Below are 15,461 nucleotides of genomic sequence, written 5' to 3'. Positions count from 1 at the left end.
GCGTACTCGGTGTTCGCAGAGCTTCGGAGGATGAGTAGCCACAAATCATAATGGTTCTACATTCACTCTGGACTGGATTGTTCCTTAGAAGACGAAAGTATGGATAGACTCAGTGATATTACACAACGGGTCAGTATTGGTAAGAAGCATGCAGAAGGGCAAGTGAGTTGTAACATAGAGTGAATGGCATCTACTTCTCAGAACGTGCTCTCCTCACATCGTCTATTCCAGTAAACTTCTCGCAGATGCTGATGCACAGTCTTGAGTAGCCGACCTATTGGTAGATTGCTCAGCTTTCTGTCGACCAAAAGAGGCACGACAGAGTCGAAGTATCCGATTCTGCGGCGACCTAGTAGAGGCTGGTGACATTCTCGCATATCGTAGGTCTTAAACTCGAATATAATTCCAAAACAGTCCCAAAATATAATAATTCACTATCTAATTAACTGGCTGCTGTCACATGAAATCAGATTCATATAAGCTGAGTAGACGGACAGTCCTCGCGGGAACGGGGGCCATGTGTCTAGGATCGTTGCTACCCTCACGGGTAGCCGCAGGCGGTAACCGAGTCGTCCTCGGGGATTTTGAGACCGGGACGGATGGTTGGCGAACGAACGGCGGTGTCGAACTCGCACGTGTCGACGGGAGTACCGTGCCTGAAGCGGTGGCTCACGGTGACTACGCCTTGCGTGTCGATGGGAACAACGATCCAAAACCGATGGTTGAGACGACCGTTCGAGATGCCGACTTTGCCACCTATCCGTATCTGGTTGCTGATGTCTATGTGGCCCGTATTGATGGCTACGATGGTTCCGTTACGTTCCAGTTCATCTTCCGCCACGACCGCGGTGGGCAGCAAGGTGAGACAACCGACAGGAAGAAAGGAACATCAACTAAGGAACAGAAAGCGAACTCTCCGACAGCTATCTCCCCGGAAATCGAGGTTCCGCAACTGTACGATCTCCAGCTGTTCTGGGACATGTCGGACATCCCGGCCGAAGCCCGAGAACGGCCTCATCAACTCGAACTTACATGGTCTCGAACTCGCGGCAAGGGAGAAGGGAGTGAAGGACAGGGGAATGCGCCTTCGTATGGCGCAGCGGTATATCTGGACAACGTTCGGCTGACGAACAGTAGAGAAGCCGTTGAGGCGAGCGCACTCTCCGCTCATTTAAGCCGACTCCGCGCACGGCACCAACTCCCCGAATACGTCTTCGAATCAGCGTCTGACGGTACGGAGCGCGGCCGTCTTGAATACGTCGACGGGACCACCGTTCCAGTAACCGTCGCCGTCGAAGGGTCCAAGAAGCTCCGGTATACGCTTGACGGCACCACCTACCAGCTCGGAGGTGGATGGGAATGACGGGTGACGGTTCGTCCGACAGGCAGTCGGGGACACCTCCGTATGGCAAATCCCTGCCAGCCGGAGCCGACGGCGACAACAGTATCGTCATTGACAACGGAGTGTACCGTGTCGATATCGGCGAAACAGAGTCAGGAACGTGGGTTTGGGATTACAACGGCCATTCTACGCTGTATCATGAATTCTTCGCGATGAGTGCTGGCGGCAACCGGGCCGTTCCTTCCTTTGACCAAGACGAGGTACTCAGTCCATTCCCTGACAACGGTGAGCCCGGTGGCCAATACGCTGCAACGACGAAATACACGGTTGAAGGCGTTCCGGTAGTCGTTAAACGGTCGGTCCAGATGGACCCTGACGATCCTACCTTCCGGATGACGTACGACATCGTCAATAGTGGTGGACAGTCACTTGAGGACTTCGAGTTCTACCAGTACGCCGACTTTGACGATGGTCGGAACGACTTTTGGGATGATGTCGGAGTATACCGCACAGATCCACAGTTTGTCTACGTTCGCGACGGCGGTGGGAATGCGTATGCTGGGTTCGGATCGAACCTTCTTGCTGATGAACACCTCGTTGACGATTATCCGGGATACAGCGAGGTATTGAACGGAAACATGGATAACGACGACCGCTATCCGACCTCCGGAACCGGTGACGCGGTCGTCGCACTCAACTGGGAGTTCGAGTCGTTGATACCTGGTCAACCGATCACCTTTACACTCCGGTTTGGAGCTGCCTCCACCGAGGAAGAGATCGAGCAGACTGCCGGTAAACCGCCTGAGGATCTCGATACCACTCCTCCACGAACGGAGGTGTCGGCAATGGCTGGAACCCTTGCGTACGTTCCCGGTCTTAGCGAGAATGATGCGGAAAACGGTAACGACAACTACAGTATCTTTCCGAACGGCAAGAGCGCGTTCCCACCCCGCGACTTCTCTCCCGACGGAACATTCCTCGGTGATAGCGTGCTTACGCCGGTTGGACTGGACGACCTCGTCGGCAAATCGAAGTCCGTTCAGGAGCTTGATGGCTCGTATCGCGCATTCCGGTTCCGAAATCACCTCGCTATCTCGTTCAACTCTCCGGATGGACGAACGATTCCAAGTGATGAGACAGTCCAGATGTATGTGAACGGAGAGTTCCCTGATGATGTGAACATTCACAACACAGCGGCTGACGACCCCGAGTTTGAGCTTGACTATTTTTTGCCCGGCGATCCGGACCGGACATCGAACACTATTCTCGAAGAAGGAATCCTCCACAATGACCTCCATCCGATTGGGCGCAACCCGGCGTTCGACAGCCGTACCCGACGTGCTCACGCTCACCGTCGGTTCTTCGGAGTTGAGAAACGGACATTCTACCGCAACGGAGAAACAGTTGACGGTGTGCGAGCCGCGACTATCTGGGGCACGTCGAATCCGTACACCCGCTATCTCGCACGCGACTTGCTGGCCGATATCGGCGATTTGATCTTGGACTTTGCAAATCCTATCATCTATAGTTGGGTAGAGCTGTCGCTGCTGGCCGACGGAACCAAACTCGTCCGCGTTCCGGACGCGAGTGTCTTCCCAAAACAGGCCGGTGTGCTCGCTAACCATCCCGATCTGGAGGAAGGTAGCATCCGTGAGCGCAACAACCTAGAGGTTCTCCTTGACGTCTCCAAGACGTCGAATGATGATGCATACGAGGTTGCCACCAACGAGAAGCACAATGCGGCCTGGCAGCGATTCCAGAAGGAGTTCAAGGAACAGCGGGTGGTCCCGTACGGGACACCACACCTCGACTACCTGTTCAACTACGAGGCAAACTGGGACCTGGCGGATCACCCGGTCATGGTCTACGGAGAACTACCGGATGGCACTCACCTTGACACCGATCAGGTCCATAACCTCCTTGACAGCGCAACTGCGGACACACGGCCGTTAAGTCCCTTCCCTGTCGGGTAGTTTGGGGGTGAATATCGGTTCGGCCACTACTAGGTAGCAGACACAGCCTGTCCACCCGCCGCTTTTCCAATCAGCACGAGCAGTGAGACAGCCGTGTACGCAAGCGGACACCAGACGCACATGTACACTAGGAAGGCGACAATGCCAGATGCGAAAAAGACGTCAGTCGTCCACACGGTGGCAAGGTGGCTAACCACCGGGAGCATCTGAAGAGCACCGATACTAACGAGCCTTTCGACGACGCCGACGAGTGCGCCGTTCACAATGCCGATTCCGATGGGAAACAAGATTGCCCATCGAGAGCCTCCTGTATAGAGCAACCGAGTTGCCTCATCGCGGAGGGAACCAGCGTCTGTGGTACTGCCCCGGATCACTGCCGCGCTGAGGAGTAGCGGGTAAAGCGCAAGCAGGTACGCGACTGGAACCGAAGTATAGGACTGGACGAGGACAAAAACCCAGAAGGCGGCCGTGAAAACTCCGACATGTCGAGCCACGACATTAGCCGGCGCATCGATATCAGGGGCAGTCAGCCACGACCGTACACCGCTAGGAGGCATATTATCTTAGTTGAAGAGAGTACAACAAAAAGTTACCCCTGATAGCGGGTAGTGTTCAGAAACGCTCACCTGTATATAAACACTCTCCCTACGCCTTGAGTATCGACAAGTAAGATATGGAAACAATGAGACGGTGTCATCCGCTCCTTGCGACGGTGACGGCGGCCAGTCTGCCCTCGCAGAGCGAATGGTCCGTCATGCCAGCGATCTCTGTGAACACGAAGACCACCTCTCACAGGTTATCGCTGGTCTCGATCTCCCGCTTGTAGAGATCGACGACCAGTACACACAGACGCCGAGTTACGGCTACGACCTCGCGCCGATGCTGCGGCTGTTCCTTCACAAGTACGCGGGCGACTACAGCGACGACGAACTCGCCGACCGCCTTGACTCGTGGCAGTATCTCGGAATCCGCTTCGACCTCGACGATACACCGACTCAACAGACCCTCTCGTACACCTGGCGTAATCGCTTCGACGCCAACCTCCGCGAGCTGATCGTCGCCGCTGGCGAGGGCATCCGCCAAGAGGCAATTGAGCACGACGTTATCCGCGACGACCGTGCGGACGGCGAAGACGAGACTGACAGCGAGTTCGAGACGGGCGAGGTCCCCGACGACCTTACAGAAGCGAAAATCCGCGAGACGATGCGGGCCGCCCGCGAGCACGTTTTCCCCGCGTTCGACACAGGACGTGCCTCGAACGCCCGGTATAGCGACGAATGCATCCTCTCGATGCAGTCCTACCTCAGTCTGGCGAACTGCGGGACTGCACAGGGAGCAAAGCGATTCGCGCGGATGAGCCGTCGCGACGAAACCCCACACGGAGACACACACTTGCGAGCGATTAAGAAACTCGGGAAGCCAACGGGCCGTCAATCTTCTCTCACCGAGTACCACGGAACAGGCCGAAAGAGGCGGATTGAGCCGTGGCAGCGCGTCTTCGAGGAACTACAGGCCGACTTCAGTACGGCAGTCGGGAACACGATTGACGCGATTCGGGATACGAAGCCGTTCCGCGAGCCGGTCGTCGCGGCCATCGACATTACCGATACGGTGTTCTACCCCTCGCCGTGGGAAGACTACGACGAGGGCATAGCGAAAGACGATTTCCCCGCGCCCGTGAACGGTCTCAAAGAGCGAGGGAAACGGGGCTCATCAATTTGCGACGCTCACCATCGTCGGCGACAACGTCCCGCTCATCCTCGCCGTCGAACCGATCCGGGATGCGTCCTACTGGGAAACAGACGATGTCGAGACGCGAAGCCGAGCTGAGGTCGTCGACGCACTGCTGGAAGAAGCGAGCAAACACGTCGATATACATCTCGTGATGGCCGACCGCGAGTTCGACGGTCACGACGTCCTGCACACACTCGATAGCCACGACCTCATCTACCTTATCCCGAAACGGGAGTACGAAGCGGCCTTAGAAGGTGTCGAGAAGGTTGAGGACCACCCGATCGCGGACGTGGGTGTCGAACCCGACGTGGAGGTAGGCGTCGACGGCGAAGTGAGCCATGAGGTGAACTTCATGTACCTCCCATCGACGGAGGAAGGCGGCGACTACGCGGTGTTCCTGACGAACCGTGACGACGTGGCTCCCGAGGACGTACGAGGACTCTGCAACCGCTACAGTCGGCGCTGGGAGATCGAGAACGAGTATAAGCAGATCAAGAAGTTCCTCCCGACGATGGCCTCCACTGACTACCGGGTGCGCTGCTTCAACTTCCTGTTCGCGTGCCTGCTGTACAACGTGTGGCGGCTCGCGGACTACCTGTTGAAACTGGAGATCGGGAAGCCGATTCGTGACGAGCCCGTGTTGACGGCGGGCGAGGCTATCGAGTTGCTTGCCTGCTTCCTCGTCCCATACGGATAGTCGTCGCAGGATTTCCCTCGTGTTCTCGCCTGCCGTAGCGACAGCTCTCGCATTCGTTCTGGATTTCGCTCCTTCCTGTCGCTTTTTGAATGAGTAGTGGGCTTCACTTTCGATTTGTCTCACTTCGTCGACTCTGAGTCACCCGAGAAATCGCCTGCTTTCGTTTGTGGATTCACTATCCACCGAACCTCTGGTGTTCGAGGGTTTCGGAGGATGGACAAGCTACAGACTGTAATGGTTCCATTTTCACGCATGGTACTGTGTAATGTAATAAAAACGACACTTCGGGTTGCACGTCGAGACGTTCAGATCTGAACGGTCGGATAGGACACGGACGCTGTGGGGTCGACTCACCGATCTAACGTGAGACGGGGGTGCTCTAGGAAGGGCCGGCGGTCGTCTCTGACGCACCGTCAATGACGTTCCAAGTTGCAGTAACCCTCTTTGGAGGTCTGATCGCATCGTAATCACGACTCCGTCCTTCACTCGTCGTTGTCTGCGAGATCGATCAGGTTTTCCCGGCCCAACTGGCGTTTCTCGATCGTCCCTTCGTCGACCAGCTTCCCGATGACGCGCGACGCCTTCGAGGCGGACCAGTCGAACTCGTCGGCGATGGCGGCCTGGCGCATTCGCCCATCGTTGGCTTCGAGCAGGGTCTGCACGCGTTCGGTATCGGTCATGACCTCCGGTCCTGTCGCCGGCTCACCCGACGGCGCCGCCTCGCTCGTCGGTGCCTGCGCCGCGGCCGTCGAATCCGTTGCTAGACTGCCTGTCACCGCCTGTTCGGTAGCGTTAGGGCCGTCACGTCGGTGCAAGACGGTGTACGCGCCGATGCTGACGAGCCCCAACAGGAGTGTTCCGCCAACCAAGAATCCCGGACCGATATCACCCAACGGCGACGTCGTCGCTCCGTTGGTCGTCGATAGCTGCGTACTGGTCCGTTCGCCTCCCGCGGTAGCGTCCTGCCCTGTCGCGGTGAACACGACGCGCGGGTGCTCACTGGCGAAATCCTCACGCCCGATCCACGTTACCCCGCCATCGTCCCAGCTAGTGGGCGTCGGTTCAACCCGAGCGATCTCGTAGCCAGCGGGGGCCTCGACTTCGAGCGTGTCGTTCGCTGCGAGGAAAAACCCACCCTGGAAAATATCCCCAACGACGAGCGTCTCGTTCTGCTGGACAGCGAAGTGTGTCCAGGTGAACTGGTAGGTGACGATCCCCCAGCGCCGGGGGACCTCCTGAATGCGGGTCGAAGCGGTGACGTTCACGGCACGCATTTCCCGCCCGGTTGCGTTCGCCGCGTTAGCAACGACGCCCCGCATCCGCTCCCGGAACGGGTCGAGATAGCGTGCCGTATCGTCTCGGAAACGGGCTTGAAACGCCTCGTACTCCGCGACGCGATCGTCGGTGTCGAGCCGGGTCCGAATCTGGATCGTCCACTGTGCCGACCCGTTCGGGGAGACGTGGATACGGGTGACAGTGTTGTCGGTCTCAGGTAGTGGGGGTTGAGCCGCGGCTCCTGCGACTGCCGTAGGCGTAATCACCGCCGCCAGCAAAAACCCGATGACGCAAATCGCTGTCGCCGTCAGCGGACAGACACGTAAGGAATCAGTCATACAGATACCTCCGATTACTGTGGAGTACTTATAAATTGTTTGTTCATTGAACCGCTCGACGGACCGAACCAAACAGGATAGCCTCGATAGCGTGGTAGAACAGAACACACTGGAGTCCCCGGGTTTGGCCGAGAAGGACGGCTGCAAACGAGTGCAAACGTCCGCGAATCACTCCCACTATCTCCTCGGTTTATTACTATACCAGTAAAATAGGTATCTCACGATGAAAGGAAAGTCAATCATACACGTACTTCTCGCACTGCTCGTCGTGGTCGGGATGACCGTCCCGGCAGCGGCAGTGTCAGGAGGCGATGGCGTGGCAGCCACCGATGAGATATCAGCGACGATGGCCGCTACGGTCGCACAGGAGAACGCAACGCGTACCAACTCAAGCGTGAACGTCACCGTCGGCCAGCAGCTCTCGACGGTTATCGACGTATCGAGCGACGAGGTTCAGACCGATTTCGAGAACACCGCGTTCGAAGTCTCGGTCGAGGGGGCCAGCGAGGAGAAGCAGGCCGAAACCATCGCCGACCGCGCGGAAGAACTGCGCGAGCGGGCGGAAGACATCCGCGAGGACTACGAGGAAGCGACCGGGGCATACGAAGCCGGTGCCATTAGCAAATCCGAGTACGCCCAGCGACTCGCCACCCTAAACTCGCGGGCGACGAACCTCCTTGGAAGCTACGAACAGCTCAACCAGCGCGCACAGAGCGTCTCCGCGCTCGAACTCCGCGCAGCTGGCATCGATCAGTCGGCACTCGAGAGCGCCGTGGAGAATCTGAGTAGCGTCAGTGGTGCCGGGCCCACGGCGCTCCTCAAGCAGTTCACCGGCGAGTCACAGGGGGAGATCGAACTCGAGACCGCCGACGGATTGAAAATCGAGATCGAGAGCGAAGACGGCGAACAGTCGCGTGAGATCGAACGCCCCCGCGACGAGGATCGGACCATCACAGTGACCCAGTCTGCCGCACTCGACACGGCGCGTGCAGCGCTCTCGACGCCGGAAAACGGCACCTGGACGCTCACTGAAGCGACGGTGAAGCAAGACGAAGGCGCCTACGAGTTCGCGTTCGTCCTCCGGGGGGTCGCCAACCGGACCGGCGAAGCCGAGGTCAGCGTCGACGGTTCCTCGGGCGAGGTCTACAAGCTCGAAGAGGAGATCAAAACCCGTGCAGATGACGACGAGGACGAAGCAGAGGAGCGTGACGAGAACGAAGAAGACGACGAGGATGACGAAGGCGAGGCCGACGGTGAGCTCGCGGTGATCGTCTCTGAGGGGACGCCCGCGGCGAACGCGACGGTCACGCTGACGGTCCTCTCGAATGGTGGGGCCGCCGAGAATGTCACCGTCTACTTGAACGGCCAGGCGGTCGGAACGACCGACTCCGACGGAACGGTGACGGTGACGCTTCCCGAGAGTGGTGAGGCAGAACTTACGGCCCAGAAGGGTGAGGCCGAAGGTGAACTCGAGTTCGAGTTCGAGGAGGCCGCCGAGGACGACGTCTTCCGGAACCTGAACGTGGATGCGGCGCTCGATGACGACACCGTGTCAGTGACCGTGTCTTACGACGGCTCGGGTGTCTCGAACGCGACGGTCTACGCGAACGGCCAGGCGGTCGGAACGACCAGTTCGGACGGGACGGTGACGTTCACGATCGACACGAACGCGACCGAAGATATCGAACTTGAGGTCAGCAAAGGCGCGTTCGAAGCTGAACTCGAGTACACGATCCAGGACGGCTCGCTCACCCTCACCGAAGAAGCCCACGAGGGCGACGGCGACAAAGCCGAGGACGAAGAGGACGAGGAAGACGAAGGCGACGAAGAAGCCGAGGAGGAAGACGCTGATGAGGACGAAGCCGGGGAAGACGAGGACGAGCAGGTCGATGCAGACGAAGAGGGTGAGGAAGACGAGGGGGACGAAGAAACCGAGGACGCAGAAGGGGAAGCAACTGACGAGGACGGAGCGAGATAGGTGGACTCCCGTTCTGACCGAATTCGCCTCGAGACTGACTCCGATACCACGTTTGCCCATCTATGACCCACGACATGACTGACAGTACCGATTCGAGCACACGCCTCGCTGAACGCCGGGGAGTTCGCTACGGCTGCGCGCTCGTTGCCATCGTGTTCCTGGTGACGACGCCAGTGGCTGCAACTGCCGGAACAGCCCAAGCCACTGATTCTGCATCGCAGCTGCCCGCGGAGCCAGCGTTCGTCGTTGAGCTCCACGCTGACGGATCGGCACGCGCGACGCTGGCCATGACGTTCGACCTGACTACCGAGAGCGAGCGCGAGGCCTTCGAAGCGCTCCGTGCGAATACGACCGCACGGGAGCAGCGAACTGACCGGTTCGCCACGCGGCTGCAAGCTATCGCTGCGGGAGCCGAAAACGCGTCTGGCCGGTCGATGCAGATCCGTGACCCAGGTATCACGTTTGCGACGCGAAATGACACCGGGATCGTCGCTCTTTCGGTCACGTGGGAGGGGTTGGCTGCACAGGAGGGTGACCAACTCGTGCTCCAGGAGCCGTTTACGAGCGGATTCGACCTGGATCGGTCGTTCAGGATCCATGGGCCCGACGGCTACGAACTCGCGACTGTCCGCCCGTCGCCGACGACTCAGACCCAGACCAGCGCGACGTGGCGGGCAGGGACGGCGCTCGATGGCTTCCAGGTGACGTTCACCGCAGCAGGTGACGCACACGCAGCCGAGACCGGGAACGACGAGAGTTCAGCTGGCGCCCCCGGTTTCGGGATTGGGGTCGGCGCTGTCGCTTTGCTGGTGAGCACGGCATTGCTGCTGTATCGTCGTCGGTCGTAGCAGAACGGTGCCACGGGCTGTCTCGACGTCCGTCCGATTGCCCTGCGTGTGACGCCCCGATCACTGCTCTGCCACGCCAGCTCTACGGGGAGAGCGGCATCGACACGCTCGCGGGGGAGGACGGGTGGCTGTTCGATCACCGGCGCGTCGCCGACGTCGTCAACGGCGACCTCTGACGGCGGGACGGTGTCTGTCCGGGCGCTGTACCGCTCGGGGACGGGGTGCCCGTCGCGGACGCCGAGCGTCTCGGCCGGCGGACGACCGGGCGTCGTTCCGCGACGCCGAATGTCACTCTCACGCCATGAGCAGAAGCGCCGTGTACCCCCCCGCGCCGAGGAGGAACGCCGCGAACCGGCTTCCGGCCGGCGACGGGAGTTCCTCCTTGATGCTGTTGAAGACGACGCTCCCGGCCAGGAACGCGAACAGCACCGCCAACGGCGCCGCCGCGATGCTGGTGAGCACGCCGATGCCGGCACCGACGAGGACCGCCGCCGCGAGGATCCACCGACCGATCCGGTGGTAAGCGGAGCCGTGGTGTCGTCGGAACCCCGCGTCGATGATGACGAAGTGGAGCACGATGGCGGCGGCGTAAAAGAACAGGTTCAGGACGCCCGACTCCTCCTGGTGGAAGAGGAGGTACCCGATCAGTCCGTTGTACCCGGTGAACGACAGCAGGTGCGCCCAGAACACCGTGTCCAAGGCGTCCTCGGCGTCCTCCGCGCCGTCCGTTCCGTGCCGGGAGTGCGTGACGAGGGCGTGGATCCCGTAGAAGGCGGTGAATCCGGTCAGGACGACGACGTAGACGTGGACGTCCCGGCTGAAGAACCGCCCGATGGCGTCCGTGCTCTCCACGACGTCGAGGACGGCTCGGTTCACCTCGGGAAGCAGGAGGACGAACACGTAGGACACCGACACGCCGCCCGCGAACGAGACGGTCAGGTCGTGGGGCAACCGGCCGAACGCGCGTAGCCGCCCCGCGAACACGTGGGCACCGGCGAGCACGAACGCGAACGCTATCGCAGCGACGGTCGCCGCTTCCATACAGGGGGGCGGCGGGTTCGCCACGTCAAGGTGTCGCCTGCACAGTACGACGCGGCAGAACGTGTATCCGAACGCACTCGCATCCCTCCGCATCTCCCCCGCTTCCTTCGCGCCTGACGTCAGAGCGCCCGCCGAATCGCCGTCGAGAGCTCCTCCTCGGCACCGTGGAGCGCGCCGCCGCTCTGATAGACCGAGAGGCGCACGATCGGCCGGAGTCGACCGTCGATGCGGACGTAGGCGAGGAAGCTGTGGCTCGTGATGCGCGCCTTCGCGAACAGTCCGGGGACCGCCGGGTGGTAGTAGTCCACGTCCGTGTACGTGCTCGTCCGCGTCACGCGCCGGTCGTCCGGCGCCGCCTCGTCGAGCTCGGCGACGGCGGCGGCGACGCGCTCGACCACGTCGTCGGGCCACTCGTCGAGCGCGGGAACCGTCGCCCCGGAGACGAACCCCTCGGCGTCCGACGGCGGAATCTCGACGCCCGCCTCGACGATCGTCCGCGCCAACGCGGGTCCGTCGAGGAGGTCGATGCCGGCCGCCGTCGCCGTGCGCTCGGCGTCCGGCGCGACCGTCGACGTCGTCGCCAGCGAGACGCGGTCGACGTCGCCCTCGGACCGGAGGGCGACGAGGTCGCGGACGACGGTCGAATCGACGCGGCTCGAGGGAGGGTAGTGGCGGACGTGGACGAGGCGGCGCTCCCCGCCGCGCCCGAGACGGACGTCGATGCCGCCCGCGGGCGTGGGCGGCGCGACCTCGACCGACCAGCCGTCCCAGCGCGCGAGCGCGAACTCGCGGACGAGGTCGGCGAACCGCTCCGGGGGGAGGCGCTGGAGCGCCTCGACGTCGTGGCTGTCTTTCACAAACACGGTTCGTCGTCCGCGCTTAAGACCCTTCGCGCGTCCCTCGACGGGTCGTCGGACGTTCCCCCGGCCGTGAGAATACCCTCCATCGAGCATCGCGTCGAGATCGTCGTTCCGGAGGACGCGGACGAGGAGGCGGACCTGATCCTCACCTGCACCGCGAAACCGCGCTCGGACTGTCCCATCGAGGTCGGACGGTACCGGGAACTGCTCGACTACCGCGCCGAGCACGGCCTGCCGCCGGGCCAGTCGAAGCTCGACTAGCGTCGACGGGCGATCGCGTCCGAACAGCGTATATCGGACGCGCACCGACTCACCGGCGTGCAGGTCGTCGGCTACCAGCGACCGGACCTCGCCCTCCTCGTGACCAGCGACGCGTCCCCCGGGGCGGTCGATCGGCTCCCGCTCGACCGGGGTGCGCGGCTCGAGTACAGCCTCGGGGCGCGCCACTGCGCCGGAACGCTCACCGACGACGGCCACGTGCCGTGCTCTGCCCCGACCGCGCCGTACTGCGAGGCCCACGCCTCGACGTGGGTCTGCGCCCGCTGCACCGGAACGTGTCTCAAGGACGAGATGGACTGCTACCAGGAGCACGCCGTCTACCTCGCGGCGTTCGCCCCGGCCACGTTCAAGGTGGGCGTCACGCGCCTCGAACGACTTGAGACCCGGCTGCGCGAGCAGGGGGCCGACCGCGCGGCGCACGTCCACACCGCCTCGAACGGCCGCATCGCGCGCGAACTGGAGGCCGAGATCGCGCGGACGCTCACCGACCGGGTGCGCGTCCCTGAGAAGGTAGCCGGTCTCCACCGCGCCGTCGACGAAGCGGCCTGGGAGTCGCTGCTCGCGGACTTCGACGTCGTGGAGCGGTTCGAGTTCGACTACGACCTCCCGCTCGACGACCAGCCGATACCCGAGACGCTCGCCACGGGTACCGTCGTCGGGACGAAGGGGCGACTGCTCGTCCTGGAGCGGGCGGGCAGCGCGTACGCGGTCGACGCGCGCGACCTCGTGGGCTACGAGCTTCGGGAGGGCGCGAGCGAGCGACAGCTACAGTCGAGCCTCGCGCGGTTCTAGCCGTCGCCCGTCGTTCGTCGCACCGGGAGAGGCGAGCGTCGGGTGGTCGGGTCCGATCAGTCCTCGAGCGCGTCGCCGATGCGCTCCAGCTCGCGGCGGATGTCGTGCAGTTCGTCGCGGACCTTGCGGACCTCACGGACGAGTTCCTCGCGCTCCTCGCCGCGACCGCGCTGGCCGGGGCCGCCCATGCCGCCGGGCCCGCCCGGGCCGCCGCCCATACCGCCGGGCCCGCCGCCGCCCATCATCCCGCCCATCATCTGCGCGAAGGGGTTGCCGCCCATGCCGCCGGGCCCGCCGCCCCCGCCGAAGGCCTCCTCGAGACGCTCCTCGCGGGACTCGCCGCCCTCCTCCCGCTCCTGTTCGCGCTGCTGTCGGATCTCCTCGACGCGCTCGCGGAAGGACTTCTCGCCGCCCTCCTCGGTCGACTCGTCGGGGGACTCGTCGTCTGCCGTTCGCTCCTCGTCGCTCGATGGTTCCTCGTCGTCGGCCATGGCGCGAACTTCGCACGCCCGCCACAAAAGCGTGGTTATACCCACTCGTTCCACGGGTCGTCGAGGACGCTCGAGACGCCGGCGAGCGCGAGGGGCAGGACGACGACGTCGAACGCCGCCCGGTAGATCGGCCCGTAGCGCGGCGCGACCCCCGGCCGATGACCGCCGAAGCGCTCGCGTACCGTTCAGCCCCGCCGATGGGGGCGGCGACCGGCGCTCCGAGTACAGTAACGGCTCTCGCGACGAACGACGAGCGACGACTGTCCCGCTCGCAGCGCCGTCCACCGTGACGGTCCGCGGCGGGGGACGAACCCAGGATCGTGCCAATGATTATCATACCTTATCTCCACCCGGCGCGTCTCCACTATCGCCATGAAACGGATTCTGGTCGCGGGAGCGACGGGCTTTCAGGGCGGTGCGGTCGTCGATCACCTGCTCTCCGGCGAGTACGGGGAGTACGAGGTCTTCGGACTCACGCGGGACGCACACGGCGAGGCGGCGCGCGCGCTGTCCGCCCGGGGGGTCCACGTCGTCGAGGGCGACATGCGCGACGACGCAGAGATGGGACCGCTCGCGGAGGGGATGGACGGCGTCTACTGCGTCACGACCTACTTCGAGGACGGCGTCGCCGCCGAGATCGAGCAGGGCGAGACGCTCGCGACGGCCGCGGCGGCGGCCGGGGTCCCGTACTTCGTGCTCAGTTCCGTCGCCGGGGCGGATCGCGACACCGGTCTCGAACACTTCGAGTCGAAGTACGCCGTCGAGCGCCACGTGCGGGACCTCGACCTCGCGGCGACGGTGATCCGGCCGGTGTATTTCATGCAGAACGTAGAGCGGATGCGCGAGGAGGTCCTCGGCGGGCGGCTGGCGCTCCCCCTCGAGATCGAGACGCGCCTCGACCTCGTCGACGTGAGCGACGTAGGACGGCTGGTCGCGAGCGCGTTCGCCGACCCGGATCGGTTCGTCGGCGCGTCCATCGACCTCGCGGGCGACGCCAGAACGCTGTCGGAACTGGCCGAGGCGGTCGCGGCGGTCCTCGGCCGGAGCGTGACCGCGGTCCACCTACCCGTGGAGGAGTACCGCGCGATCGCCGGCGACGAACTCGCGGACACGTACGCCTGGTTCAACGAACACGGGTACGGCATCGACGTCGACGCGCTCGTCCCCGAGTACGGGTTCACCCCGCGCACGTTCGAGGAGTACCTCCGCGCGAGCGACGTCTGGTCGCCGCCGCCGCGGTCGGCCTCGTGAGAGCGCGCCGCGCGCGGCACGGTCCCCGATGCGGGTGCTACGGCGCGTACCGTCCGGTCAGCCTCGTCCGCGCGAGGACGTGCCCCTCGATGGCCGCCTCGACGTCGGTCTTCCTGCTCCCCGCCGGGAGGTCGAGCGTGGTGTCGAGCGCGTAGCAGTCGAACCGGTAGATGTGCTCCCCGTCGGGCGGGTTCGGGCCGCCGTAGCCGACCTCGTCGTAGTCGTTTCGCCCCTCGACCGCCTCGGTCGCCCGCCAGTCCTCGGGGATCGACGTCACGTCGGGCGGAACGTTCCAGACGATCCAGTGATCCCACACCTTCCCCGCCGGCTCCATCGCGTCGGGGTCGTCCATCACGAGCACCAGCGACTCCGCGTCCGCCGGAACGCCCTCGACGGTCAGCGGCGGATTGACGTTCTCCTCCCGGTAGCCGTACTGATCGGGGATCCGACCGCCGTCCTCGAAGGCGGGACTGGTGAGCGTCAGCTCCGTCATGACGTCCCGGGATTCGCTCCCGAACGCCAAATAGGGCGGCGGCGATCGGGGGGACTGTCCGCGCCGACG

General features: G+C 62.9%; 15 protein-coding genes and 1 pseudogene. 9 read left to right on the top strand and 7 right to left on the bottom strand.

What is annotated here, in order from left to right:
* The first annotated feature begins 460 nt into the window (after positions 1–460).
* Complete coding sequence (locus P1K31_RS07665; protein ID WP_276305696.1) at positions 461–1,363, top strand: hypothetical protein; 903 nt, start codon at positions 461–463, stop codon at positions 1,361–1,363.
* On the top strand, positions 1,360–3,315 hold the full coding sequence (locus tag P1K31_RS07660; RefSeq protein WP_276305695.1) for a hypothetical protein: 1,956 nt from the start codon (positions 1,360–1,362) through the stop codon (positions 3,313–3,315). Before P1K31_RS07665 ends, P1K31_RS07660 begins: the two co-directional genes overlap by 4 nt.
* A 29-nt stretch (positions 3,316–3,344) precedes the next feature.
* On the opposite strand, the gene P1K31_RS07655 is transcribed toward P1K31_RS07660, so the two are convergent.
* Entirely contained in the window at positions 3,345–3,872 is a 528-nt protein-coding gene (locus P1K31_RS07655; protein ID WP_276305694.1) for a hypothetical protein, read from the bottom strand.
* A gap of 187 nt (positions 3,873–4,059) precedes the next feature.
* Between P1K31_RS07655 and P1K31_RS07650 the strand changes: the two genes are divergently transcribed.
* Together P1K31_RS07650 and P1K31_RS07645 are read left to right on the top strand one after the other, a co-directional pair.
* On the top strand, positions 4,060–5,145 hold the full coding sequence (locus tag P1K31_RS07650; protein ID WP_276305693.1) for a hypothetical protein: 1,086 nt from the start codon (positions 4,060–4,062) through the stop codon (positions 5,143–5,145).
* Between the two features lie 55 nt (positions 5,146–5,200).
* On the top strand, positions 5,201–5,746 hold the full coding sequence (locus P1K31_RS07645; RefSeq protein WP_276305692.1) for a transposase: 546 nt from the start codon (positions 5,201–5,203) through the stop codon (positions 5,744–5,746).
* Positions 5,747–6,228: 482 nt separating this feature from the next.
* Here the strand turns inward: P1K31_RS07645 and P1K31_RS07640 are convergent, their stop codons facing one another.
* Entirely contained in the window at positions 6,229–7,359 is a 1,131-nt protein-coding gene (locus P1K31_RS07640; RefSeq protein WP_276305691.1) for a helix-turn-helix transcriptional regulator, read from the bottom strand.
* Positions 7,360–7,582: 223 nt separating this feature from the next.
* On the opposite strand from P1K31_RS07640, the gene P1K31_RS07635 reads away from it, so the two are divergent.
* Positions 7,583–9,337, top strand: a complete 1,755-nt coding sequence (locus P1K31_RS07635) for a DUF7096 domain-containing protein (protein ID WP_276305690.1) — start codon at positions 7,583–7,585, stop codon at positions 9,335–9,337.
* Positions 9,338–9,411: 74 nt separating this feature from the next.
* Positions 9,412–10,185: a DUF7345 domain-containing protein gene (locus tag P1K31_RS07630; protein WP_276305689.1), complete on the top strand. Its 774-nt coding sequence runs from the start codon at positions 9,412–9,414 to the stop codon at positions 10,183–10,185.
* 294 nt (positions 10,186–10,479) lie between these two features.
* Here P1K31_RS07630 and P1K31_RS07625 read toward each other — a convergent pair whose 3' ends face one another.
* Both P1K31_RS07625 and P1K31_RS07620 read right to left on the bottom strand, forming a co-directional pair.
* A complete protein-coding gene (locus P1K31_RS07625; protein WP_276305688.1) occupies positions 10,480–11,226 on the bottom strand; it encodes a hypothetical protein in 747 nt (248 codons plus the stop codon).
* A 119-nt stretch (positions 11,227–11,345) separates the two neighbouring features.
* Entirely contained in the window at positions 11,346–12,083 is a 738-nt protein-coding gene (locus P1K31_RS07620; protein WP_276305687.1) for a restriction endonuclease, read from the bottom strand.
* A gap of 72 nt (positions 12,084–12,155) precedes the next feature.
* Here P1K31_RS07620 and P1K31_RS07615 point away from each other — a divergent pair, with 72 nt between their 5' ends.
* Both P1K31_RS07615 and P1K31_RS07610 read left to right on the top strand, forming a co-directional pair.
* Complete coding sequence (locus tag P1K31_RS07615) at positions 12,156–12,347, top strand: hypothetical protein (protein WP_276305686.1); 192 nt, start codon at positions 12,156–12,158, stop codon at positions 12,345–12,347.
* A 57-nt stretch (positions 12,348–12,404) separates the two neighbouring features.
* A complete protein-coding gene (locus P1K31_RS07610; protein ID WP_276305685.1) occupies positions 12,405–13,157 on the top strand; it encodes a DUF2797 domain-containing protein in 753 nt (250 codons plus the stop codon).
* A gap of 56 nt (positions 13,158–13,213) precedes the next feature.
* Here P1K31_RS07610 and P1K31_RS07605 read toward each other — a convergent pair whose 3' ends face one another.
* Both P1K31_RS07605 and P1K31_RS22210 read right to left on the bottom strand, forming a co-directional pair.
* Positions 13,214–13,648, bottom strand: a complete 435-nt coding sequence (locus tag P1K31_RS07605) for a hypothetical protein (RefSeq protein WP_276305684.1) — start codon at positions 13,646–13,648, stop codon at positions 13,214–13,216.
* Positions 13,649–13,683: 35 nt separating this feature from the next.
* Positions 13,684–13,785: pseudogene (locus P1K31_RS22210) on the bottom strand (hypothetical protein); the annotation flags it as partial.
* A 235-nt stretch (positions 13,786–14,020) separates the two neighbouring features.
* Here P1K31_RS22210 and P1K31_RS07600 point away from each other — a divergent pair.
* On the top strand, positions 14,021–14,899 hold the full coding sequence (locus tag P1K31_RS07600; protein WP_276305683.1) for an NmrA/HSCARG family protein: 879 nt from the start codon (positions 14,021–14,023) through the stop codon (positions 14,897–14,899).
* Between the two features lie 37 nt (positions 14,900–14,936).
* Here the strand turns inward: P1K31_RS07600 and P1K31_RS07595 are convergent, their stop codons facing one another.
* Positions 14,937–15,392 (bottom strand): YbhB/YbcL family Raf kinase inhibitor-like protein, encoded by a 456-nt coding sequence (locus tag P1K31_RS07595; RefSeq protein WP_276305682.1) that lies wholly within the window; start codon positions 15,390–15,392, stop codon positions 14,937–14,939.
* Positions 15,393–15,461: the final 69 nt, after the last annotated feature.

Source organism: Halomarina halobia (assembly GCF_029338575.1).
Classification (GTDB): domain Archaea; phylum Halobacteriota; class Halobacteria; order Halobacteriales; family Haloarculaceae; genus Halomarina; species Halomarina halobia.
Note: the sequence above shows the minus strand (reverse complement) of the source record. Positions and strands in the feature narration are given on the sequence as shown.